The organism is Maricaulis salignorans (genome assembly GCF_900103475.1).
Lineage (GTDB): Bacteria > Pseudomonadota > Alphaproteobacteria > Caulobacterales > Maricaulaceae > Maricaulis > Maricaulis salignorans.
This window is the reverse complement of sequence record NZ_FNHG01000008.1, coordinates 37,787-59,653: the sequence shown is the minus strand read 5'-3', so window position 1 is coordinate 59,653 and position 21,867 is coordinate 37,787. Positions and strand designations below refer to the sequence as shown.

The window sequence follows — 21,867 nt, the reverse complement described above, 5'->3', positions numbered from 1 at the left end:
AGGTGGGGTGTGGGTGGCAGAAGAAGCCATAGACCACTACCTTCACGACTGAGACTCCAACGCGCGACAGTATCTGGCGCGGTGCAGACAGTTTTCCAAATGTCACCGCGCCCACGAGTATTCGACAACATCAGCAAGTCGTTCCGGAAAGCGATCCTTCAACGAAAGAAGTTGGCCGTAAAAGCTATCCTCCACCGCACTCGGAAACATGAATTCGGGCGCCAAAACTGAGCTCATTTCGAAATCGGGGTCCAATTCTATTACTGTATCAACGTCGGTAACAGCGATGTTTCGCTCGTACTGTCCGAACAGCGGTAGTCCACAAATCTGCCTTAGAATACGTAGAGGATAGTGTCTTTTATAAAAATCAAACCGTTCAATTAGGAACTCTGACCGACGGACAGAAGGAGATCCAAAGCGAAACAGATAGATGACCCCTGCGTGCTCGCCCCTGGGCACTGGTTCATAGCCAAAACTGCCGGATGGCAGCTCAAAGGACTTATTTGTCGCGAAGAAGATCGCGACGTCGATATCGAAGGTTATGTCTAGGCCCGACGTTTGGCGTGCGTAATGCTGCTCTACCCGCATATGATCGAAGCCGTGGTATATCGCGTACCCGTCATTTTCTTCGTCGAAATAACGGCAATATTCCCTAATAGAAAAATCGCTCGGGATCGGAACTTCTAAAGAGTAATACTTATCCCTAGGCTGTCGATACGACCCTGGAATAATTGAAATCTCATTTCCAAGGGCATCCGCCCTCACAGGGTTAGGTATTGCCCTACGAAGCATATACTCACTCGACTGCCCCCTCATGGTTAAAGAGCCGTCATTCACATACCTCTTTATACGTTCACAATTCAGATATTCGTCGAGTTCCATTCTATTTTTAACACGAATTCGATTAAGTGGCGGCAATTGATCGAAAACACTTTCGCCAACCAAATATTGAGCAAATTGGTCGACACCAAAAGAGCTAGATAATGCCTTGTTTCCGTACAATGAATCGCTAACAGTGAAGTATGGCTTTCCGTCAGAACCCAACCATCCCTTAAGGAAATACCCTGCGGATATCGCCTTTTCGATCAAACCCTCTGCCACTCCACGCTTTTGAAGCTCAATCCTCAATGCATCAAACATGCGCCCTCCTAATTCTAACCTCTGACCGCAGGAGCATCAGACCCGGGAGGTGAAACCGCGAAGCGGCGCCTCCGACGCCCTTGACCGTGCCTGTCCCCTGAGGCTGACTCTCGGTATGGGGTTTAAGGTGGGGTGTGGGGGCTTCACAAAAATGATCATTCCCGCGGCTAAAATGGAATTTCGTCGTCTTCGGTGGATGCAAGCTCAACCTCTTCGACTTTAGGAATTTTTCTCTCCAATTCGCACTCAGTCAGCAACTTGTCCAACCGGGCGCGTTCAAATTTCGACTCTTCGGCATAAATTTCACTCAAGAACCGGTGAAATCCATGACTGCCAAGCAAGTCGGCCGAACCATCTCCCGCCGCCCTAACTATGATTTCAATATGCTCGAACTCCAATACTCCTAGTAGAGGAAGAATAAGAGTCTCAAATTTACTGTTGGCATCAATCCAACTTCTCGCCTTCGCGAACCTTTGTACAGCATGATCTACCAGCGGTTTGCTTTGGGCGAGAGCCGCGGCAATCCCAAGATCTGCATCAGTAACCTGTCCAAGATTTGGTGCAATTCGCTCTCGCAAAATCGGTATCTCGAAAGCTTGTGCAAGCAAGTCATGCTTTTTCGGCTTGGAGTACTTCATCAACGAAGCGACTATCTTTCGCGCTGTTGCTTCATTAATTTCTTCCCGTACGGGGGGCAACGCAGTCGCCAATGGTATCAGGAGAACCGCGTCGACCTCCGCGACCCTGCCACGGATCTTCCGCATATTCTCCCTGATCCGTGGTTCAGATAGCTCTATATTCATTTGATAGACGGCCTGGAGCGCTGATATCGCTTTCGTCAGCCGATAGAGCGGATGCTCCGAGTCAACGAGACCGAACTGAACAGCATCCACAAGCGCACGGACCAATGGTTCTCGTGGCCGAACGTACCCGTGCAGCTCCAAGTACCCTCGCGCACCCTCAACATCTGTCGGGAACCCGTCATCGCGGATGACTCCTATCAGACGATCCCGAAGGGCCCGTCCTCGAGACGGTGCTTGACTGAGCATATGGAGAATAACATTTACAATATGCAGGCGCGCCAACTCTCCCGTCGGCCTATAGATAAGATCATCCGCTCTATGGCTAGGGTGAGCACATCTGCTTCTATCTTCTCTAAGTCGTCGCAAATCTTCATATGCATGGTGATCTAGTAGCTCGAGCTTTACCCTCGCAACGTCAAGTGCACTTCTCTCAAATTCAAGCGAACGACCCATTCCCTGAGGATCGCCATCTAATATTGCTTTTTGAATGCTCTCAAATTTTGACACCTGCACCTTTGCCTCAGCGTCACCTTCGGATGCCAATTCATATAATTTATCTATGAAATCAAAGACGAAGGCGATCCAAGCAGATACGATTGCCGCTCTATTTGCACCGGTTCGGTAACATTTGAGGGCCTCTTCGATGTGTGAGCGCGCCCGCTCTGACCTGCATCGAAGTACGAGATGTTCGATATCTTCAAGCACATCGGCCCCACGTCAAAAACATACTAAGGTGGCACAATTAGAGCAGCACACCCGCCGATTCACAATAGTCTCAGTCTTCCCCGGGACAGGCACCCGAGGTGCCAGTCCCTCATCGCGTCAATCGAGCCTGGTTCAATGACCGATATGCTCGACCGCATTCACACGCTGGCGCAGCACATTGCCGCCCGTCGGATGGCACAGGTCCTGGAGCGTGACGCGGTCGCCGCGATGTACATTCGGCAGCGACTGCCGCAGGGTGATGCTATCGCCCTCGGGAAAGCGGACGCGCGTGGTCCAGGTTCTGCGGATTGAACCGCGCGAAGCGGAATCGATCCGCAGCGCCGACAGCTCGACCAGACCGGTGCGCAACTCGCCGCAGGGCACGAGCGCGGCCTGAAACTTCGCCATCCAGACCGGCAGGACGATCAGCACGATGATCATGGTGACCCCCAAGGCCACGCCGGCCCAACGGCCCCAGCTCATCTTGGGATCGACCGACTCGATGCGCACATATGGGCGCCAGGGGTCGTGCTCTTCCATCAATCAATCGCCTCCCTGGCTTCGCCCAACGAGGGATGTGTACCTCTGGTACGCGTCCCATGGGAAAACGGAGTCTCCCCCGGGACAGGCACCGGAGGTGCCAGTCCCTCAGCCCGTCAATCAATCGGCTCTCTGACTTCGCCGCTCTCGCTGAGATAAATCTCCCCGCCCTTCTCACGAAACTCCGCCGCCTTCTCCGCCATGCCGGCTTCGGCCTCGGCGATCACGTTCGGCGCGCGCGCAGAGCCAAACTTGTCGCGGATCTCCCGCGTGATCTCCATCGAGCAGAATTTCGGGCCGCACATGGAGCAGAAATGGGCGACCTTGTGGGCGTCCTTGGGCAGGGTCTTGTCGTGGAAATCGCGGGCGGTTTCCGGGTCCAGGGCGAGGTTGAACTGGTCTTCCCAGCGGAATTCGAACCGGGCGCGGGACAGGGCATCGTCGCGGATTTTTGAGGCCGGGTGGCCCTTGGCGAGGTCGCCGGCATGGGCGGCGATCTTGTAGGTGATGACGCCGGTCTTGACGTCATTGCGGTCGGGCAGGCCGAGATGCTCTTTCGGGGTGACATAGCAGAGCATGGCACAGCCAAACCAGCCGATCATGGCGGCGCCGATGCCGGAGGTGATGTGGTCATAGCCGGGCGCGATATCGGTGGTCAGGGGGCCGAGCGTGTAGAAGGGCGCCTCGTGGCAACATTCCAGCTGCTTGTCCATATTCTCCTTGATCTTGTGCATGGCGACATGGCCCGGGCCCTCGATCATCACCTGGCAGCCTTTTTCCCAGGCTATCTTTGTGAGCTCGCCCAGGGTTTCCAGCTCGGCAAACTGGGCCTTGTCATTGGCGTCGGCGATGGAGCCGGGGCGCAGGCCGTCGCCCAGTGAGAAGCTGACATCATAGGCGCGCATGATGTCGCAGATTTCCTCGAAGCGGGTGTAGAGGAAGCTCTCCTTGTGATGCGACAGGCACCATTTGGCCATGATCGAGCCGCCGCGTGAGACGATGCCGGTGACGCGGTCGGCGGTCATCGGCACATAGGCCAGGCGCACGCCGGCATGGATGGTGAAATAATCCACGCCCTGCTCGGCCTGTTCGATCAGCGTGTCGCGGAACACTTCCCAGGTCAGGTCCTCGGCGACGCCATTGACCTTTTCCAGCGCCTGATAGATCGGCACGGTGCCGATGGGCACAGGGGAGTTGCGCAGGATCCATTCGCGGGTGTTGTGGATATTCTTGCCCGTCGAGAGATCCATCACCGTATCGCCGCCCCAGCGGATCGCCCAGACCATCTTGTCGACCTCTTCCTCGACACTCGATGTGACCGCGGAATTGCCGATATTGGCATTGATCTTGGTGAGGAAATTGCGGCCGATAATCATCGGCTCCAGCTCGGTGTGATTGATATTGCACGGGATGATGGCGCGGCCGCGGGCGATCTCGGAGCGGACGAATTCCGGCGTCACGAATTCCGGGATCGAGGCGCCAAAGCTCTCGCCATCGGCCATGCGCTCCTGATAACCGGCCATCGGCGTCTTGCGACCGAGATTTTCGCGCTCGGCGACATAGATCATTTCGTCCGTGATGATGCCGGCGCGGGCAAATTCATACTGGGTGACGAGGCCCCGGCTCTCCCCGTTCCGCCCCCCTCCGTCAGCTGCGCTGACACCTCCCCCGCTCGCGGGGGAGGACGAGGGTGCGCCATTTCTTCCCCCATTCATGGGGGAAGTGTCCGCGCCAGCGGACGATGGGGGCAGACCGCGCATCGGCCGCCGCAACGAGGGAAATTCCCGCGCCAGATATTTGCCCGTCGCGCCGCCATTATCGAGCGGGGTGACCGGGCGCCCCTCATATTCCTCCACGCCGCCACGCTTCAGGATCGAGGCCAGCCGGATACGCGGCAGGCCATGCTCGACATCGATTTTGGCGTTCGGATCGCTGTAGGGCCCGGAGGTATCGTAAACCCGCACCGGCGGCTCATTCGCCGTCGGATGCAGGTCGATCTCGCGGTGCGGGACTTTCAGGCCCGGCGCGGTGACCGGAGAGGTCCAGACGCGGCGCGAGCCCGGCAAGGCGCCGGTGGTGACCTTGGGGGTCTCGAAACTGGCTTGGGTGGTGGGCTTGTTCATTGGGGGTGTCCTAGAGGGCGGTAAAGGGGTGCAAACGAATGAGGAAGAAGAGGGCCGCGGCTGAAAGTCCGATATGGAACGGTGCGACAACCCAGCGGAAGATTAGACGGAGCGAGCGGGCCCAGCCCTGCAGGATCTTGAGATAGGCCGGCGAAGGCCGCCAGGTGAGAAAGGCATTCAGGCTCAACCAGACACAACCGCCGGCGAGGGCGAAGGCCAGCAGGTTCAGCCCGTTCTCCAGATCGCGCGCGCCGGGCGAGACGAGCTGGATCGCGATCACCACCAGTCCGACCGCGCCGACAGGAAGGAAGACCCGCCGCCGCAGGCCGGGGTCACCGGTCAGGCGCAGAACCGTTTCGACGGGACGCGGTGCCTGGAACAACATCCACGCGGCCGTGCCGAGCCAGATCGTCGCTGCGGCAGTGAGGATGAGCCAGGTGGAGACTGGCGGCGTCATTCGTCCAGGCCCAGCTCGGCGCGAGCCTTCTTCGTCAGGCCGGCGGCGACCAGCCGATGGCTTTCGCCGAGATAGTCGGCCAGCGTCGCGGTATCGAGGGTTTCAGGGCCGGTCCATTGCAGCCAGCTCATGCCGCGCGAGGCGAGATAGGGCGCGGGGCGCATGCCCGGCTCATCCTTGTAGATCTCGAACGTCATCGGCGAGCATTTGAACGAGATACCGAAGCCGTCGATATCCTTGGACCAGCCGCCCACGGCAAACACCTTGCCGCCGACCTTCCAGACATGCGCCTCGCCCCACTGCACGACCGTGCTGGTGGCGGGCAGCGTGCCGCAGAATGCGTTGAATTCGGTTTCGTCCATCACCCTCTCCGTCCCGCCGCCGGCATGACCCGGATCCGGTCCTAAGGGTGCTTCTCAGTCACGCTGGCTGGCCAGCGCGACGCCCCTCGGAAATCTGGTGGCGAGCATGCCGTGACGCGGCGATTCTGGCAAGCGGGTTCGGGGTCCGGCGGCCCTCCCCCGTTCCGGGGATGCACTGCGCAGCCCTGGCGACTAGGATGATGGGCTCAAACCGGAGGTACGCCATGCTCGTCATCACCAGCCTGCTCGCCGCCACGCTGCTCCAGGGCGCCGACGCGCCCGCCGAGCTCCCGGGCCTGTCCACCTTTCCCAACGGGCATTATGTCGAGCGTCTGGCCGATGGCAGCTCCGCCTGCGGCGACGCGTCGGCGCGCTGGTTCGACCTCGAGGTTCGCACCCCGCCGAACAACCCCTCCGGTATTGACGGCAATGCCGGCAGCCTCGTGGTCGCGCTGGGTGCCGCGCCGGTGGACTATCAGCTCACCTACGCGCTCTCCTTCGCCGAACCCGATCCGGCCTTCGACATGCGCACGATGCACATGATCGATGGCCGCGTCACGCTGGACGACGGGACGGGCCCCTACACCCTGCGGACCAGTTTTCTCACCAGCGCCAATGGCGATGCCGAGCTAACCAATGCCACCGCCTCCGACGGCGGGCCGCCAATCCACCTGGTGATCACAGCCCACGAGCCGCGCACTCATGGTGCCCTGGCCAATGGCGCCGCGCTGCAACCCTTCGAACGCTGCCCGGCCGAGGCAGGCTGACGGGGCGCACAGGGTTGAACCGCGAAGACAGGGATTTGCCATGCTGATCGCAACAGGACTACTCGCCGCCACGCTGCTCCAGGGCGCCGTCCCGGAGAATGTCATCCTTGGCCTCCCCGCCTTGCCCAATGGCCATTATGTCGAACGCCTCGCCGATGGCAGCTCGGCTTGCGGCGATGCATCGGCGCGCAGTTTTGATCTCGACATACGTGCCACACCCGGCAATCCCTCGGGCATGGATGGCGATGCCGGCGAGCTTGTTCTTGCCCTGGGCGGCCAGGCGGCGCGCTACCATCTCAGCTATGCCCTCTCCCTGGGCGGGTCCCGCCCCGATCCGGAATTCGACAACGGCATGCGCATCATGAATCTGATCGATGGCTGGCACACACCGGCGGACGGCTCGCCGTCCTACCCGCTGCGCGCCGTCATCCTCACCAACCCCGATGGCGATACCGAGATCGTCAGCGCCGTCCTGACCTATGCCAGCGAGCCGATCATCCTGATCCGCTCGGCCCGCGCACCGGGTGTCCACGGCGCTGCGATGAATGGCGAGGTGTTGCAGCCTTTCGAGCGCTGCGCCGTCGAAATGGACTGAGGCAGCGCGCGAAGCAAAGGCCCGGCCCTATTCGCCGGCAATGCGGGTATAGCTGTGCTCATCCCAGACGACACCGCTGAGCGCGCCGGATTCATCACGCGAGAAGTGGAAATATTCCAGCCCCGCGGACGGGTCGGTCTGGCCACCGAAGACGTCGGGCGTCGCCGGCTGCATCGGCACCGTATAGACACCCCAGTGGGCGACCAGCTGACCGGCTTCCAGCGCGATCTCGAAATCGAGATAGGGATCGCCCGTGCTCCAGCGGCCCTGATAGGCGGCGAGCGTTTCACTGTCTGGCGTCCAGCTCCAATCGCCCCAGCGGGCCTCGGCACAGGTCTCGGCCAGGCTTTCCTGACGCCGGTTGAGCAGCCAGGCGGCGCGCTCCGGATAGAGCCGCGGCCGCGCTTCGGACCAGCGTTCGGCATCGGCATGTTCGGTGAGGAATTGCAGATACATGATCACAGTGCGCGAGGTCACCCAACCGGTCATATTGTCGGAATTGGAGAAGGTGGCGATGCCGACACCGAGATCGGGCGCAAAGGCCATCATGGTTCGAATGCCGGTATAGCCGCCGCCATGGACATAGAGCGGGTGGCCTTCGAAATCGCAGACATTCCAGCCCAACGCATAGCCGGAGCAGACCAGTTCGATCGCATTGCGGCGGTCATCGCGATGGGTCTCGGCCGCGACGGTCTGGGCATCGGCGATCATGCCCGCAGTGATGCCGCTGCCCTCTGGGCCTGAGCCGCGCAATTGCAGCTGCAGCCATTGCGCCATGTCATCGGTCGAGGTCACCAGACCGCCGGCCGATTGCATGATGGCGTCGGTCTTGGGCCGGACCTCATACCAGCCGGCGCCCTCGCCCTGCCAGACATGACCCCAGGAGAGTTCGTCGAGGGAGAAGTCGGAGGTGCGGGCGGACGTGTGGTCCATGCCGAGCGGATCGAAAATCACCTGGTCGAGCCAGTCCTGCCAACTGCGCCCGGTCGCCGTCTCGAGGATGGCACCGTAAATATTATAGCCGAGATTATCATACTCAAATCCCGGCTCGCGAGCCTCGCCATAGCGCGCGATCAGCGCCGGATAATCGGCCGCGGCGACCTCGCCGACATAGGCTTCCAGAATGGTGATCATCTCAACACTGATCGGCACCTGGTGCGAGATCAGATCTCGCAAGGTCCACTCGGCCGGGTCAACACCCTCGGGAAATTGCAGATCGGGCCAGTAATCCGTGATGTGGCTGTCGAGCGCGAGAATGCCCTGGGCGTCCAGATAAGCCGCCAGCAGACCCATATAGGCCTTGGTTTGCGAGGCGATATAGATCGGCGTTTCCGACGTCATCGGCGCCCCGGTCGCGGCGCGGCGCTCGCCCTGGGTGCGGTTCATGATGATATCATCGGCGGTTACGATAACGACGGCAAAGCCCGGTCCGAGATCGGGGAAGCGGTCGAGGAATTCGTCCAGCTGGGCCGCCGCGACTTGCGGGGTCTCCGCCAGCGTGGCGGTTCCGGTCAACAGGAGGGCGCTGATGGCCGCGAGGGTGTGACGTAACATGGTCTGCTCCAGATTGGCGCTCCACGGTGGGGAGCTTGCTTGCGCTCAATCAAGCAGAGGCAAGGGCCTCGGTATTGAACGCGTGTAACATCGCCGGCTCAGGCCGCCGCGAGCAGGGTTTTCAGCCGGTTCGGGGAATAGCCGGTCTCGGTCTTGGCGAAGCGGGAAAAATGGCTCTGATCGGCAAAGCCGGCGCTATGGGCCGCATCAGCCAGCGTGGCGCCTTGCAGCATGTCGGCGATCGCCCGCGCCAGACGGCAACGGCGGCGATACAGGCTGGGCGGCACACCAAACTCGCGGGCAAAGACGCGCGACAAGTGCACGCGGTGAACGCCGGCCTCGTCGGCCAGGCGTTGCAAATCGGGTGAAGTCTCGCTCTCGCGCAGGGCGTCGCGGACCCGGGCGAGCCAGCCCGGCACCGCCGCGCCCGGCGATGCGCTCGCCGGCCGGTCGCGCTCGGGGGTCATGACCGCCAGCAGGTCGCAAATCCGCGTCTCCGCCTCGGCCTGGGATCCGCGCGGGAGTGAGGAGAGCGCCAGCACCGAACGCCGCTCGCGCCCGGCCATGACACCTGCCTGCCAGCGCCAATCGGTTGAACAGCCGGGCAGATACTCGTCCATCCGAGAGGGTTCCAGATTGATCGACAGGATCAGGGCGCCATTGGGCCCGTATTGATTATAGTGCTCGAGACCGGCCGGTTTGACGCCGACACTGGGCTGACCAATCTCCCGCTCATGTCCCGCATGCGCTTCGAGAAACTCGCCGATCAGAAGGCAGGAAAACTGGTGGACTTCATGATGATGCGCCGCCATCGAGGCGCCCGGCGCGTAATAGCTCAACCGGGCGCTGGTCCCGCTGCCTGCAAAGAGCTGCGCGTGCTGCATCATCAACCTCCCGGCCCGGCGAAAGGCCGGACCCGTCACCATGATGCCTCAGCTTCGTGGTTTGGATGATGAAATCCTGTTCAGAAACGCGGCGCTCCGCCTGTCAGCCTCGCTTCAGAGACGGATCATGAGAGGAATAGACGCTCGGCCTGACCCGAACGCAATCGGCCAGTCTCCCGGCCGTTCAGCTGGCATTCATCCGCGCAGACCTTAGATGGATACCGCCTGCCGGCCTGCCAGTCGCCCCGCCGCAAGGCTCCGCAGGGCAGGCCGAATATCCACAATACGGGACCCGTTCCTGATGCACCAGGCAATGACACTGATCGCCGCGCTCCTTGCGCAAGGCGCCGGACCGGCCGCACCGGAACACGGTGCGATATTCCCCGAGGGCCGGTTTGTCGAACGCGACGACGACGGTGCGCTGCAATGCGAGGACGGCGATGCCGCTTTCATCACGATCCGGGTGCGTCAGGTCCGCCGGCTCGATTTTCTCGCCGCCGCGATCTACGAAGCCAGTGCCGGCCTGGTCTCGTTCAATCTTGACGCCGATCCCGAACCCCAACCGCTATATGCGATCCACGAGGCAGAAATGCCTGCCAGGCATGGCGTGGCGGGCGAGGCCCTGATCGGAGCGGCGCGGATCACGACGGCCGGACGCTACGAGGATGACGTGTTCGACGGCAGCACTACCGGCGCGCTGAGCCTGACCTTGAGACAGTATGAGGATGGCGATATCGAAATCCTCGAACTGTGGGAAAATGACCGGCGCGGCCTGCACAGTGCGGCTGCGCCTGATCGGTCTATTGTCACCGCGGGGCCGGCTGAACGCGGCGTGCTGATTTCAACCGGCCGCGTCCTGCGCCAGTTCGGGCCCTGTCCGGCCCCGCAAAAATAGCGGTCAGCGCCGCCGGGCAAGATCAGTTCAGCGCCATCCTGTGCCCGGAACAGGCATCATGCATATCCAGAAAGGCTGCCGCATCGCGATTGCCGCCCCGGGCGGACTCGGCGAGATAGGCGCGGGCCCTGTACGGGTCGCGCGCGCCGCGATTGTCCGTGAACATCAGCCCGGCATACAGGGCCGCAACGCGGCTGCCATGCTCATCGGCGATGCGGGTCATGGCGTGCTCGGCCCGCTCCCAATGGCCCTGCCATTGATAGGTCGCGAGGGTGAGCTGGGCCAGGCTGGCGAGACTGGCGCGGTCATCAGCCTGTAACAGCGTCCCGCCCCAGTAAAAGGCCGCCGCATCGACGGGGATCTGACGCTGGCGCGCCATCTGTTCAAGCGCGGCGGTCATGCCATCGCTGGTCTGGCCGAGATAGCTATCGCGGGCGGCCGCGAAGCGCGAACAATCATCGGCCTGGGCGGATGCGCCCCATCCGGCCTGAACAGCCAGGCCGAGCGCCAGGGCCAGTGAATACCGCAAGCTGAATCGGGACATCGGCCCCTCCTTTTTCCCATTACGGGAAGAAGACTGGGCGCGGCGGCTTAAGCTCGAACCAAGTTGGGGGCCAGATTTTTCAACAAATTCAATTCAATAACGAAAGGCTTCCAGGACCAGGCGGCACGGCCCAATTATTGCTCATTCCCTAACACAAACGATCAAATGAGGACGAAATCATGCGGGCGATCTTTCATTCCGGCCATGGCCGGCTCGAAAACAAGTCGAACACATTCACCGCCATGCGGATCGTCTTCGCCATTATCGTTGTCTATGCCCATGCCATCCTGATCCCGATGGGCCTGCCCTATCACGGTGTCTGGCCGGAATTTGTCGATGCGACGGTCCAGCTGGCGCTCGACGGCTTCTTCATCCTGTCCGGCTATATGATCACCGCCAGCCTGCTCAATCGCCCGGACATGCTCTCCTTCACCCTGTCGCGCGTGCTGCGGATCTTCCCGGGCCTGATCGCTGTCGTCCTGCTGATGTGGCTCGTGATCGGCCCGCTCTTTACCGAACTGCCGCTGGGCCAGTATTGGAGCCATGCGCAGACGCTGCAATTCCCGCTGATGGTCCTGTCGCAAGCGGATCCGCTGGCCGGCCTTCCGGAGGTCTTCAATGCCTCGCCAATTGGCCGGGCGATGGACGGCGCGCTGTGGACGATCCGCTATGAATTGCTCGCCTATCTCGGTGTCGGCCTGCTGGCCGCGGTCGGCCTCTACCGTCATCGCAGCCTGATCCTGGTCTGGGCCGGTCTGGCAGCGGTCTGCGGCGTGCTCTACGAGATGTTCGGCTATAGCGGCATTGGTGAAGGCACGATCGGCACCATGGCCCGCTTCGGCCCTGCCTTCATGATCGGCGCCGGTTTTTACGCCGCCCGTGACCAGATCCCGCTCTCTTCGGGTTATGTCGGCCTGGCACTGCTGGCGGCCTTTGCCAGCCAGGGCACGGCGATGGGCCCGGTGATGCTGCAGATCGCGCTGGCCTGGCTCTATCTCTGGGTTGGTTTCCTTGATGTCCCTGGCCGTGTCGGCAAGGCGCTGCGCGAGGTCGAGGATGTGTCCTACGGTGTCTACATCCTGCACTGGCCGCTGGGCATGATGGCCTTCGCCCTGATGCCGGGCCTGGATGCCAACACCCTTTTCGCCATCATGCTGGTCAGCGCCATCGCCGCCGGCTGGGTGATGCGGGTGACGGTCGAAAAGCCCGCCCTGGCCATGAAGCCCCATCTGCTCAACTGGATGCGCCAGCCACGCATGGTTGCCGCTGAATAGGGGTCAGCCCTCGACCGGCGTTCCGAAGGCGGTGATCGCCAGGCCGAGCAGGCACAGGCTGGCATAGCCCGTCATCCGCAAGGACTGGCCGCCGGCCCGCCAGGCCCCCAGCGCCGCGAGCGCCGCCTGCAGCGCGTAGTAGAGCGCGAAGGCGCGCGAGGCATAGGCAATGATCTCGAACAGATTGGCCGTCCAGGTCAGCACCAGTCCGGCCCCGACCAGCACGGCATAGGCCTGACGCAGCTTGATGCGGCCGCCACTCAATTCCACCATCAGCCCACCCGATCCGCCGGTATCGGCAACGGCGGCGCTGAACTGGGCGCTGAGGGCGGCGGCGACCAGCAGAACCGGCAGAACGGGCGCCACGATGCGCATCATGTCGATGATCGCCGTCTCGCTGAAAGGCAGGTCGCTGGGCGTGAAGACATAGGCGATCAGGCCGATATAGACGATATAGATCGCCGCCGAGACCAGCTGCGCGCGCCGCATCGAGCGGATGCGGGTGGCAGCGTCATAGCTGGCCTTGAGATAGCGCGAGGTCTCGAAGCCCTGGATAGTGACGATCAGGCCGAAAGCCAGGGTGATGGCGGGCCAGCCGGTCAGTTCCGGCGGCGAGAATTGCAGATCGCCGGCGCGCAAATGTTCGGCATTGAACAGGATCAGCCCGAAAATCAGCCCAGCAATGATCGCCAGCTTGATACCGACCGAGACCTGCTCCAGCCGCTCCAGCGCGTGAAAACCGCGCGTCCAGCCGACTACCAGGATCAGCACCAGTACGGCGCTGGCCAGCAGGCGGGCGTGATAGCGGTCATCGACCTCGGTCAGGCTGACGCCAAAGGCACCGAGCAGGTTGAGATAATAGGCGACCGAAATGATGTAGGCGAAGGCCAGCACCCAGGAGGCGGCGGTTTCGAGACGGTTCTCCAGCACACTGCGCGGGCTGATGGCCTGGTCAAGCTGGTGGATATTGGCGCGGATCGCGGCACCGAACATCCAGGCGCCGGCGCACATGCCCGCCATCACCAGTGGCGCCAGATAGCCATAGGAGGTTTCCAGCACCGGACCGAGCACGAGGAAACCGCTGCCGATGATCGAGGCGAGCGGCGTGATGGTCGCGCGCCACAGACGGTTTTCGGCGACGCGCGGCAAGGCCAGCACCAGGCCGGTCAGCAGGGCGGCAGCGAGAATGAGGGCATTGGAGAGCGCCATTACCGCCTCCCCCCTGCCCGCGCCATCACGCCCGGAAAGGGTCCTGCATCAGGATCACGTCTTCGCGTTCCGGACTGGTCGAGACCAGGGCAATCGGGCATTCGATCAGCTCTTCGATGCGGCGGACATATTTGACCGCTTCGGCGGGCAGTTCCGCCCAGGAACGCGCGCCGGCGGTCGAGCCCTGCCAGCCTTCAAGCTCTTCATAAACCGGGGTGACCCGGGCCTGGGCTTCCTTGCCGGCGGGCAGATAATCGAGACGCTGGCCGTCGAGTTCATAGGCGACGCAGACTTTCAGCGTCTTGAAACCGTCGAGCACGTCGAGCTTGGTCAGGGCGACACCGGTGACGCCGCCGACCTGCAAGGTCTGGCGCGTGATCACCGCATCAAACCAGCCACAGCGTCGCTTGCGCCCGGTGACAGTGCCGAATTCATGGCCGCGCTCGCCGAGCTGCTGGCCGTCATCATCGTGCAATTCACTGGGAAACGGGCCGGCGCCGACGCGGGTCATATAGGCCTTGGCGATACCGAGCACATAGCCGACATCCTTGGGCCCGACGCCGGTACCGGCCGACGCCTGGCCGGAGACGGTGTTGGATGAGGTGACGAAGGGATAGGTGCCGTGATCGACATCGAGCAGCGCGCCTTGCGCACCTTCGAACAGGATTTTCTGATCGGCCCGGATCGCATCGGCCAGCACACGCCAGACCGGCGCGGCATAGGGGATGATTTTCGGTGCAATCTCGAGAATTTCGGCGAGCAATTGCTCGGCCGGGTATTCCGGATGGCCGAGGCCGCGGCGCAGGGCGTTGTGATGGTGCAGGATATCGGCGACGCGCGCTTTCAGGGCGGTCTCGTCCATCAGGTCGATGACACGGATGGCACGGCGGCCGACCTTGTCTTCATAGGCCGGGCCAATGCCGCGGCGCGTGGTGCCGATGGCTTCGCCATCATCGCGGTTTTCGCGGAAGGCGTCGAGTTCGCGGTGGATCGGCAGGATCAGGGCAGCCGTCTCGGAAATCTTGACGACGTCGGGCGTGATATTGACGCCCTGGGCGGTGATCCGTTCCGCCTCGGCGAGGAAAGCCCAGGGGTCGACGACGACGCCATTGCCGATCACGGAGAGCTTGCCGCGCACGACACCGGAGGGGAGAAGCGAGAGCTTGTAGACTTTCTCGCCGACGACCAGCGTATGGCCGGCATTATGCCCGCCCTGGAAACGGGCCACGACATCGGCGCGATGGCTGAGCCAGTCGACCAGCTTGCCCTTGCCCTCATCGCCCCACTGGGCACCCACTACGGTCACGTTCGCCATGTCTGACTCCTGCCTTGTCGCGGGTTCTTGTCACGAAGCCGTGACCCGGACCAGATCAATTTGCACCGCGTCAGAATTCGACGAGGTAATAATGTTCCTTGTCATACAGGCCGTAAATCACCTGCGTCGGGAAACCATAGGCGTGTTGCAGGTAATCGCGCTGTGAGGCGTGGATCTGCCAGCCGCGCACCTTGGCCCAGGCCTCGCCCGGCATTTGCAGATTGGGCGCCGGCTGGTTGTCGACGATCAGCTGGCCGGTCTCGCCGCCAAACTGGGCCATCATGCGCGGCGGTGCCAGGATATAGGCGATGGCGCGCGGGGCATTATCGGGATCAAGTTCGCGCAGACGGCGCACCGCCTCGGTCGCGCCGCGCCCCGCCGTGCGGTGGTCGGGATGCCAGGACAGGCCGCTTTCCGGCCAGAAGGTCACCACCAGATCGGGCTGCCAGGCCTGCATGCGCTCCATCAGGCGGGCGACATAGACCTCGAAATCCGCATCCGGCAGGCCGCCATCGGGATAGTCCCAGACTTCCTGTTCCTCGAGCCCCAGTGCCCAGCCATTCTTGAGCACTTCCGCATGGCGGATAATGCCCAATTCTTCCATCCGGCTGACCTGCGGCAAGGGGGTTCCCGCCTCGCCGCGCGTCGCCGTGATCATGCGTGTCACCGCCCCGTCACGTGTCTGCGCCCGGATCAGCAGGCCGGTGACCGATTGCTCGTCATCGGGATGGGCGAAGACGGCGAGCACGGATTGCGCGCCCACCTCTCCGGCAATCGACGGCACAGTGCGCGTCCCGGGGACTTCGAACAGGGAGTCGAGCCAGAGCCAGGCAGACGCCAGAGCCATCACCAGCACGCCGGCGATGACAATCAGGATTCGCAAGACCGGCGAGCGCGGCACGGCTTAGCGCCCGAAACGATAGCTCAGGCGGACACCGGCATTATCGAGCGCCTGGTTGCGCCCTGATGCGAGGATCTGGCCATGCGAGATGTGCTCGTAATAGGCCCCGACCGCCCAGCGCTCATTGATGTCGTAATCGAGACCGAGCGTGGTGTGAAACAGGATATGGCTGCCCATCAGGGCCCGCGTCGTGGCCAGACGGATCCGGTTGGGATCGCTGGCCGGCGCGTTCTGATCGATATCGACGACGCCGTCATTATAGGACAGGCCTTCCTTGATCTCGAAATTCAGGCGCTCGGTCAGCGGGATATTCCAGGCCAGGCCGGCGGACCCGAAATTGGTCAGTCCATTGGTGTTGAACGAGCCATAGACATAGGGCCGCGGCGACCAGATGGCGGAGAGGAAGTCCGGCGAACCGAACAGGATTTCCGCGGTCAGGTTGGGCCCGTCCTCGACATGGTCTGCCAGATCATGCGCCGTCACACCGAAGCGGAACTCCATCCCGCGATCTTCTGCCTGCGCCGTTCCGGCCAGCAAGGCGGCGGCTGCCGCCGCCATCATCAAACGTGTCATGATCACCCCTTTGAGCTATGGCCTGATGCCAAATCCCTGTCGTGCAACGGATAGCGCGCCCGTTACGCCGCGTCCAGCGCCTCGCGCCAGGCCCAGTCGAGCCAGGGACCGAGTGCGGCCAAATCATCACGTTCGATCGTCGGACCGCACCAGATGCGGATGCCGGGCACGGACTGGCGGTGCATCGAGATGTCGAGCGCCGCATTTTCACGCTCGAGCAGGGAGCAAATGCGCTTGGTCAGCGCCCATTGCGCCTCGGCATCCATCACTGCAATGCGCGGATCGGTGAATTTCAGCGTCACCGAAACCGGCGAGCGCGCCGCCTCGTCCTCACACAGATAACCCAGCCAGTCCGACTGTTTCACCCAGGCATCAAGCGCCGCGAAATTCGCCTCGCTGCGGCGCACCAGCTCGGGCAATCCGCCAATGCGTGATGCCCATTTCAGGGAGGAGACATAATCCTCGACACACATCAGCGACGGCGTGTTGAGGGTCGAGCCCTCATAGACCGCCATATTCGCCTTGCCGCCGGAATGCAGCTGCAACAGGCCGGGAATGGGCCAGGCCGGCTTGTAGCTGTTGAGCCGTTCGATCGCGCGCGGGCTCATCACCAGCATGCCGTGCTGGGCTTCGCCGCCGAGGCATTTCTGCCAGGAGAAGGTGAGGACATCGATCTTCGACCAGTCGATATCGACGGCAAAGGCGGCCGAGGTGGCGTCACACAGGGTGAGACCCTCGCGCGCGGGGTCGATCCAGTCGAGATCGGGCACCCAGACGCCGGCCGCTGTGCCATTCAGGGTGAAGACGGTGTCGCGCTTGCCATCATGCTGGGCCAGATCGGGCAATTGCCCGGCTGGCGTCTCGAAAATGCGCAGATCATCGAGCGGCAGCTCGTCGCGGGCATCGAGGATCCAGCGCTTGCCGAACACATCCCAGCCGAACACATCAACGCCGCGCTGTCCGAGCAGCGACCACATCGCCGCTTCCATCGCACCGGTATCGGAGCCGGGCAGGATCCCGACATGATAGCCTTCGGGCAATTCCAGCAGCGCATGGGTGCGGTCAATCGCCTCCTTGATCCGCGCCACGGCCTGGCCGGCGCGGTGGGTGCGCGATAGTGGCGCCTCGCTGAGCCCCTCCCAGGTCCAGCCCGGATGTTTCTTGACCGGTCCACAGGAAAAACGCGGATCGGCGGGGCGGATCATCGGTTTGGAATTGGGGGTGTCGACAGCTGCACTCTGGGAATCGGCCACTTGTATCTCCGGATCGGGGGGCGTGAGGGAGTCGCCGACACGTTGACGCCCCGCGCGCAGCGGGGCAAGAGGCTTTGCATGATCGCATCACAACGCGCCCTGTTCGACCTGCCGCGCGAGGTCGCCTATTTCAACGCCGCCTATATGGGGCCAATGCCGATCGCAGCCTCCGGTGCCGGGGCGACCAGCTATGCCCGCAAGACCCGGCCCTGGACGCTCGACATCCAGGCCGATTTCTTTGCCGCGCCGGAAGGATTTCGCACCCGGGCGGCAGCCCTGTTCGGGGCGAGCCGCAATGATGTCGCCATCGTGCCGGCGGCCTCCTACGGACTGGCGACGGCGGCGCGCAATCTGGCGCCCGACGCCCGGTCGGAAATCCTCGTCCTGGACGCGCAGTTTCCGTCGAATATCTATGTCTGGCACGGCCTGGCGAAACAATATGGCGCCCGCATCCGCACAGTGACGCGGCGTGAGGACCAGAGCTGGACCGATGCCATGCTCGGCGCGATCAGCACCGCGACCTCGATCGTCGCCTGCCCGCATGTGCACTGGGCCGATGGCGGCCAGCTCGACCTTGCGGCGATCAGCGATGCAGCGCGGCGGCAGGGCGCGGCGCTCGTTCTCGACCTGACCCAGTCGCTCGGCGTATTGCCGTTCGAGATGGCGGCGATCCAGCCCGATTTTGCCGTCGCCGCCTGCTATAAGTGGATGCTGGGGCCCTATTCGATCGGCGCCCTCTATGTCGCGCCACAACATCAGCAAGGCGAGCCGCTGGAGGAAAACTGGATCGTGCGCGACCGGGCCGAGGATTTCGCCCGTCTGGTCGATTATGCCGATGAATACGCGCCCGGTGCCCGCCGCTTCGACATGGGCGAACGCTCGGCCTTCCAGCTGGTGCCGGCGGCGAATGTCTGTTTGCAACACATGCTCGACTGGGGCGTCGCAGAGATTTCCCGAACCCTCGGTGCCCGCACCGCCGAGATCGCCGACGCCGTGGCCCCGCTCGGCCTGCGCGATGCGACGCCGGAACGCGCGCCGCATTATCTCTGCCTCGCCCTGCCCGGCGGCGCGCCCGCCGACCTGGTCAAGCGTCTCGCGGCACGCCAGGTCTATGTCTCGCAGCGCGGCGACCGGCTGCGCGTGACGCCGCATCTCTATAATGACCCGGCCGATCTGGCCCGGCTTGTCGCCGCCCTGAAAGCCGAGCTCTGATTTGACCCGCCCGCTCCACCACCCGACCCTGCGCGACTGGGCCATGCTGATCATTCTGACCCTGCTCTGGGGCTCGGCCTATGCCTTCATCAAGCATGCGGTGATCAGTTTTTCCCCCTCCGCCCTGATCCTGGTGCGCATCGCCGGCGCGGCCATTCTCTTGACCGGCTGGACCTATGCGCGCGGCCACCGCCTGCCGCCACTCAATGACAAGCGCTGGCTATGGTTTGGCGCGCTGGGCCTGTTCGGCAATACCGCGCCCTTCTTCCTGATCAGCTGGGGCCAGCAAACCATCGACAGCTCGCTGACCGGTATTCTGATCGCCACCATGCCGCTGACCACCATCGCGCTGGCGCATGTTTTCGTGCCCGGCGAGCGCATGAATGCACGGCGCCTGGCCGGATTCCTGATCGGTTTTGCCGGTGTCGTCGTATTGCTCGGGCCGGTTGCCCTGCAAGGATTGGGCGGCTCGGGGCTGGTGGCCCAGATCGGCGTGTTGGGCGCGGCGATCTGCTACGGGATCAATGCGGTGCTGGCGCGCCTTCTGCCCGACACGCCGCCCTCGCTCTCGGGTGCGGGCATGCTGATCATGGGCGCGCTGCTCTCCCTGCCCTTCGGGATCTGGGATCTGACCCATATGCCCGCCGCCCCGGTTTCGGCCTGGATGAGCGTGTTCTGGCTGGCGATCGGGCCGACGGCACTGGCCTCGGTCCTGCTGATGCAGATCGCGCGCACGGCCGGGCCGAGCTTCCTCGCGACGGTCAATTACATGACCCCGATTGCCGCCGTCGCGACCGGCCTGCTGATTGGCGAAACCCTTGGCTGGACTGCGCTGCTCGCGCTGGCGATCATCCTCGCCGGGGTCTGGATTGCGCGCAAGAAAGCGGTCCTGCCGCCGCCGGTCTGACCGGTTCGCCTATTCCCGGATCATCCACATATGGTCAACCGGGCCGTGACCGGCGCCGAAGCCCGGCGCGCGGGAGATCGCTTCATAGAGATAATCGCCGGCATGCTTGACGGAATCCGGCAGTGAATAACCGCGCGCCAGCAGGGCCGCGATCGCCGAGGCCAGGGTGCAACCGGTGCCGTGCGTATGGCGGGTCTCGATCTTCGGCCGCTCGATCAGCTCCATGCCGCGCGAGGAGACCAGCACATCGCGCGCGACCTTGCCGGGCAGATGCCCGCCTTTGATCAAGGCGGCGCGGGCGCCCATTTCCATCAGGGCCTCTGCCGCACCGATCTGGCCGTCAATATCCTCGATCTTGCCGCCCGCCAGGCGTTCAGCTTCCGGGAAATTGGGTGTGACCAGCGTTGCCAGCGGCAGAAGACGGTCGCGGATCGCGGCCTCGGCGCCAGCATCAAGCAAGGCATCGCCCGAGGTCGCGACCATCACCGGGTCGAGCACGAAGGGCCGGCCCGGCGCGCGTTGTTCGATCAGATCGGCAACAGCCAGCACAATCGCCTCATTGACCAGCATGCCGGTCTTGATCGCGTCCGTACCGATATCATCGAGCACCGCAGTCATCTGGGCGATGACGATGTCGACGGGGACCGGGTGCACGGCCGTTACGCCGAGCGTGTTCTGGGCCGTGATCGCCGTGATCGCAGTGGTGGCATAGCCGCCCAGGGCCGCAATCGCCTTGATATCGGCCTGGATACCGGCGCCGCCGCCGCTATCGGATCCGGCGATGACCAGCACGCGGCCGGCATGTTCGTGTTCCATCAGTCTCTCCGGCATGGCTGCGCTGTTATTCCGGGCCCAGCGCCTCGGCCTGACCGCGCGCGCGCATGGCCTCGGCATCGCTATTGGCATGGCGAGCCGCGCGCAGATAGAGCGTCCGTGCCGCGGCGCGATCGCCCTGTTGCAGACGCAGATCCGCCAGGGCCAGCGCTGCGGTGACATTTTCCGGCTCGAAGGCGAGCATTTGTTCATAGATCCGGATCGCCGACGCGGTATCGCCGCCGCCCGACAGGCAGCGGGCATGCTGCATCAGGCTCGCATCATCCCAGGGATTGGCCTCGACGGCGGCGGCCGCTTCGGAACAACCCGGCTGCCCGGCTGGCAAAGCGGCAGCAGCCATCGCGGCGGCCTGGGCCGGCATCGAGCTCGCCCGGGGCGGCTGGCTCGCAGCCGGAGCCTGGGCCTGGGCCTGGGCTGGAGCCGGGGTTGGCCTTGGAGTTGGAGCGGGAGCTTGCGGCTGGACCGCAGGATCGGTCGAGCGCGGGGCGGACGGTGATGGGGCGCGCGCGACCGGCGGCGCGGTGTGCATGGCGGCCGGCGCCTGACTTGTCGTCGGTGTCGGCTGCCAGTCGGGCGCTGTCGCCGGATAGGCCGTGGCGACTGGCATCACCGACGCGCCGGATTGGGCAAGGCGGACCCGGACCAGCACGCCGCCTTCGCGCAACTCGGCTTCGCTGGTGGCCCAGGCCTGGCCGGCGACCAGTTCGATACGGGCGCCGCGCTCGGTCGGCTCAACCTGGACGGCGGTCACCAGATCGCGATCGCGCGGGACGATCTCACGCGAATTGACGCTGACGCCTTCTAGGACAAGTTCGAGGCCGGACGCTGTTGCCTGACGGCGCAGCAGCGTTGGCTGGCCATCAAAGGCGATCCAGATCAGACCTTCCTGCCCGGACAGCCGGGCGCGCAAATCGCGCAATTCGGCATGGGCGGGAGAGGCCATCGACAGGGCAAGGCAGAGAAAAATCAGGGCGCGCATCATCATGCCCTCCACCGCTTCGCGTTAAGGCCGCGTTAAGT

At 63.3% G+C, this 21,867-nt stretch carries 22 protein-coding genes and 1 riboswitch; of the genes, 6 read left to right on the top strand and 16 right to left on the bottom strand.

Going from position 1 to position 21,867, the window contains the following annotated elements:
- Positions 1-102: 102 nt before the first annotated feature.
- The 6 genes from BLT42_RS08070 to BLT42_RS08040 form a co-directional block, all read right to left on the bottom strand.
- Complete coding sequence (locus tag BLT42_RS08070) at positions 103-1,140, bottom strand: hypothetical protein (RefSeq protein ID WP_143024087.1); 1,038 nt, start codon at positions 1,138-1,140, stop codon at positions 103-105.
- A gap of 167 nt (positions 1,141-1,307) precedes the next feature.
- Positions 1,308-2,648: a hypothetical protein gene (locus BLT42_RS14985; RefSeq protein WP_143024086.1), complete on the bottom strand. Its 1,341-nt coding sequence runs from the start codon at positions 2,646-2,648 to the stop codon at positions 1,308-1,310.
- 132 nt (positions 2,649-2,780) lie between these two features.
- The gene (locus tag BLT42_RS08055; RefSeq protein ID WP_091769555.1) at positions 2,781-3,188 is read right to left on the bottom strand and encodes a hypothetical protein; all 408 of its coding nucleotides are present in this window, start codon (positions 3,186-3,188) and stop codon (positions 2,781-2,783) included.
- Between the two features lie 116 nt (positions 3,189-3,304).
- Positions 3,305-5,311: a phosphomethylpyrimidine synthase ThiC gene (thiC, locus tag BLT42_RS08050; protein WP_091769552.1), complete on the bottom strand. Its 2,007-nt coding sequence runs from the start codon at positions 5,309-5,311 to the stop codon at positions 3,305-3,307.
- 10 nt (positions 5,312-5,321) lie between these two features.
- Positions 5,322-5,768: a hypothetical protein gene (locus tag BLT42_RS08045; protein ID WP_091769549.1), complete on the bottom strand. Its 447-nt coding sequence runs from the start codon at positions 5,766-5,768 to the stop codon at positions 5,322-5,324.
- Positions 5,765-6,130, bottom strand: a complete 366-nt coding sequence (locus tag BLT42_RS08040; protein ID WP_091769545.1) for an MmcQ/YjbR family DNA-binding protein — start codon at positions 6,128-6,130, stop codon at positions 5,765-5,767. Before BLT42_RS08040 ends, BLT42_RS08045 begins: the two co-directional genes overlap by 4 nt.
- Positions 6,125-6,227, bottom strand: a riboswitch (TPP riboswitch). Its footprint overlaps the gene before it by 6 nt.
- 127 nt (positions 6,228-6,354) lie before the next feature.
- Here BLT42_RS08040 and BLT42_RS08035 point away from each other — a divergent pair.
- A complete protein-coding gene (locus tag BLT42_RS08035; RefSeq protein WP_091769542.1) occupies positions 6,355-6,897 on the top strand; it encodes a hypothetical protein in 543 nt (180 codons plus the stop codon).
- A gap of 40 nt (positions 6,898-6,937) precedes the next feature.
- Positions 6,938-7,492: a hypothetical protein gene (locus tag BLT42_RS08030; protein ID WP_091769539.1), complete on the top strand. Its 555-nt coding sequence runs from the start codon at positions 6,938-6,940 to the stop codon at positions 7,490-7,492.
- Between the two features lie 27 nt (positions 7,493-7,519).
- Here the strand turns inward: BLT42_RS08030 and BLT42_RS08025 are convergent, their stop codons facing one another.
- Together BLT42_RS08025 and BLT42_RS08020 are read right to left on the bottom strand one after the other, a co-directional pair.
- Positions 7,520-9,046 (bottom strand): serine hydrolase domain-containing protein, encoded by a 1,527-nt coding sequence (locus BLT42_RS08025; RefSeq protein ID WP_091769536.1) that lies wholly within the window; start codon positions 9,044-9,046, stop codon positions 7,520-7,522.
- 98 nt (positions 9,047-9,144) lie between these two features.
- The gene (locus BLT42_RS08020; protein ID WP_176780297.1) at positions 9,145-9,930 is read right to left on the bottom strand and encodes an AraC family transcriptional regulator; all 786 of its coding nucleotides are present in this window, start codon (positions 9,928-9,930) and stop codon (positions 9,145-9,147) included.
- A gap of 313 nt (positions 9,931-10,243) precedes the next feature.
- Between BLT42_RS08020 and BLT42_RS08015 the strand changes: the two genes are divergently transcribed.
- Positions 10,244-10,825: a hypothetical protein gene (locus BLT42_RS08015; protein ID WP_233342389.1), complete on the top strand. Its 582-nt coding sequence runs from the start codon at positions 10,244-10,246 to the stop codon at positions 10,823-10,825.
- Between the two features lie 22 nt (positions 10,826-10,847).
- On the opposite strand, the gene BLT42_RS08010 is transcribed toward BLT42_RS08015, so the two are convergent.
- Positions 10,848-11,369 (bottom strand): hypothetical protein, encoded by a 522-nt coding sequence (locus tag BLT42_RS08010; RefSeq protein ID WP_091769527.1) that lies wholly within the window; start codon positions 11,367-11,369, stop codon positions 10,848-10,850.
- 179 nt (positions 11,370-11,548) lie between these two features.
- Here BLT42_RS08010 and BLT42_RS08005 point away from each other — a divergent pair, with 179 nt between their 5' ends.
- Positions 11,549-12,643 (top strand): acyltransferase family protein, encoded by a 1,095-nt coding sequence (locus tag BLT42_RS08005; RefSeq protein WP_091769524.1) that lies wholly within the window; start codon positions 11,549-11,551, stop codon positions 12,641-12,643.
- Positions 12,644-12,646: 3 nt separating this feature from the next.
- Here the strand turns inward: BLT42_RS08005 and BLT42_RS08000 are convergent, their stop codons facing one another.
- The 5 genes from BLT42_RS08000 to BLT42_RS07980 form a co-directional block, all read right to left on the bottom strand.
- Complete coding sequence (locus BLT42_RS08000; RefSeq protein WP_091769520.1) at positions 12,647-13,852, bottom strand: APC family permease; 1,206 nt, start codon at positions 13,850-13,852, stop codon at positions 12,647-12,649.
- Between the two features lie 25 nt (positions 13,853-13,877).
- Positions 13,878-15,167, bottom strand: coding sequence for an adenylosuccinate synthase (locus BLT42_RS07995; protein ID WP_091769517.1), 1,290 nt, complete (start codon positions 15,165-15,167; stop codon positions 13,878-13,880).
- 70 nt (positions 15,168-15,237) lie between these two features.
- The gene (locus tag BLT42_RS07990; RefSeq protein WP_091769514.1) at positions 15,238-16,068 is read right to left on the bottom strand and encodes a PIG-L deacetylase family protein; all 831 of its coding nucleotides are present in this window, start codon (positions 16,066-16,068) and stop codon (positions 15,238-15,240) included.
- 3 nt (positions 16,069-16,071) lie between these two features.
- Positions 16,072-16,641, bottom strand: coding sequence for an acyloxyacyl hydrolase (locus tag BLT42_RS07985; protein ID WP_091769511.1), 570 nt, complete (start codon positions 16,639-16,641; stop codon positions 16,072-16,074).
- Between the two features lie 62 nt (positions 16,642-16,703).
- On the bottom strand, positions 16,704-17,846 hold the full coding sequence (locus BLT42_RS07980; protein ID WP_091769688.1) for a phosphoserine transaminase: 1,143 nt from the start codon (positions 17,844-17,846) through the stop codon (positions 16,704-16,706).
- A 126-nt stretch (positions 17,847-17,972) separates the two neighbouring features.
- Between BLT42_RS07980 and BLT42_RS07975 the strand changes: the two genes are divergently transcribed.
- Positions 17,973-19,106, top strand: a complete 1,134-nt coding sequence (locus BLT42_RS07975; RefSeq protein WP_233342387.1) for an aminotransferase class V-fold PLP-dependent enzyme — start codon at positions 17,973-17,975, stop codon at positions 19,104-19,106.
- A 1-nt stretch (position 19,107) separates the two neighbouring features.
- Entirely contained in the window at positions 19,108-20,013 is a 906-nt protein-coding gene (locus BLT42_RS07970; RefSeq protein WP_233342386.1) for a DMT family transporter, read from the top strand.
- A 9-nt stretch (positions 20,014-20,022) separates the two neighbouring features.
- Here the strand turns inward: BLT42_RS07970 and thiD are convergent, their stop codons facing one another.
- Positions 20,023-20,829 (bottom strand): bifunctional hydroxymethylpyrimidine kinase/phosphomethylpyrimidine kinase, encoded by an 807-nt coding sequence (thiD, locus tag BLT42_RS07965; protein ID WP_091769508.1) that lies wholly within the window; start codon positions 20,827-20,829, stop codon positions 20,023-20,025.
- Positions 20,830-20,854: 25 nt separating this feature from the next.
- Positions 20,855-21,832, bottom strand: a complete 978-nt coding sequence (locus tag BLT42_RS07960) for a tetratricopeptide repeat protein (RefSeq protein WP_091769505.1) — start codon at positions 21,830-21,832, stop codon at positions 20,855-20,857.
- Positions 21,833-21,867 lie beyond the last annotated feature (35 nt).

Coding starts and splice junctions, on each gene's coding strand:
- thiC (WP_091769552.1), bottom strand. CDS start 5,311: ATGAACAAGCCCACCACCCAAGCCAGTTTCGAGACCCCCAAGGTCACC.
- BLT42_RS08035 (WP_091769542.1), top strand. CDS start 6,355: ATGCTCGTCATCACCAGCCTGCTCGCCGCCACGCTGCTCCAGGGCGCC.
- BLT42_RS08040 (WP_091769545.1), bottom strand. CDS start 6,130: ATGGACGAAACCGAATTCAACGCATTCTGCGGCACGCTGCCCGCCACC.
- BLT42_RS08005 (WP_091769524.1), top strand. CDS start 11,549: ATGCGGGCGATCTTTCATTCCGGCCATGGCCGGCTCGAAAACAAGTCG.
- BLT42_RS08015 (WP_233342389.1), top strand. CDS start 10,244: ATGACACTGATCGCCGCGCTCCTTGCGCAAGGCGCCGGACCGGCCGCA.
- thiD (WP_091769508.1), bottom strand. CDS start 20,829: ATGGAACACGAACATGCCGGCCGCGTGCTGGTCATCGCCGGATCCGAT.
- BLT42_RS08000 (WP_091769520.1), bottom strand. CDS start 13,852: ATGGCGCTCTCCAATGCCCTCATTCTCGCTGCCGCCCTGCTGACCGGC.
- BLT42_RS08020 (WP_176780297.1), bottom strand. CDS start 9,930: ATGCAGCACGCGCAGCTCTTTGCAGGCAGCGGGACCAGCGCCCGGTTG.
- BLT42_RS07985 (WP_091769511.1), bottom strand. CDS start 16,641: ATGACACGTTTGATGATGGCGGCGGCAGCCGCCGCCTTGCTGGCCGGA.
- BLT42_RS07975 (WP_233342387.1), top strand. CDS start 17,973: ATGATCGCATCACAACGCGCCCTGTTCGACCTGCCGCGCGAGGTCGCC.
- BLT42_RS08010 (WP_091769527.1), bottom strand. CDS start 11,369: ATGTCCCGATTCAGCTTGCGGTATTCACTGGCCCTGGCGCTCGGCCTG.
- BLT42_RS08070 (WP_143024087.1), bottom strand. CDS start 1,140: ATGTTTGATGCATTGAGGATTGAGCTTCAAAAGCGTGGAGTGGCAGAG.
- BLT42_RS07960 (WP_091769505.1), bottom strand. CDS start 21,832: ATGATGATGCGCGCCCTGATTTTTCTCTGCCTTGCCCTGTCGATGGCC.
- BLT42_RS08025 (WP_091769536.1), bottom strand. CDS start 9,046: ATGTTACGTCACACCCTCGCGGCCATCAGCGCCCTCCTGTTGACCGGA.
- BLT42_RS08045 (WP_091769549.1), bottom strand. CDS start 5,768: ATGACGCCGCCAGTCTCCACCTGGCTCATCCTCACTGCCGCAGCGACG.
- BLT42_RS07995 (WP_091769517.1), bottom strand. CDS start 15,167: ATGGCGAACGTGACCGTAGTGGGTGCCCAGTGGGGCGATGAGGGCAAG.
- BLT42_RS07980 (WP_091769688.1), bottom strand. CDS start 17,846: ATGATCCGCCCCGCCGATCCGCGTTTTTCCTGTGGACCGGTCAAGAAA.
- BLT42_RS08055 (WP_091769555.1), bottom strand. CDS start 3,188: ATGGAAGAGCACGACCCCTGGCGCCCATATGTGCGCATCGAGTCGGTC.
- BLT42_RS08030 (WP_091769539.1), top strand. CDS start 6,938: ATGCTGATCGCAACAGGACTACTCGCCGCCACGCTGCTCCAGGGCGCC.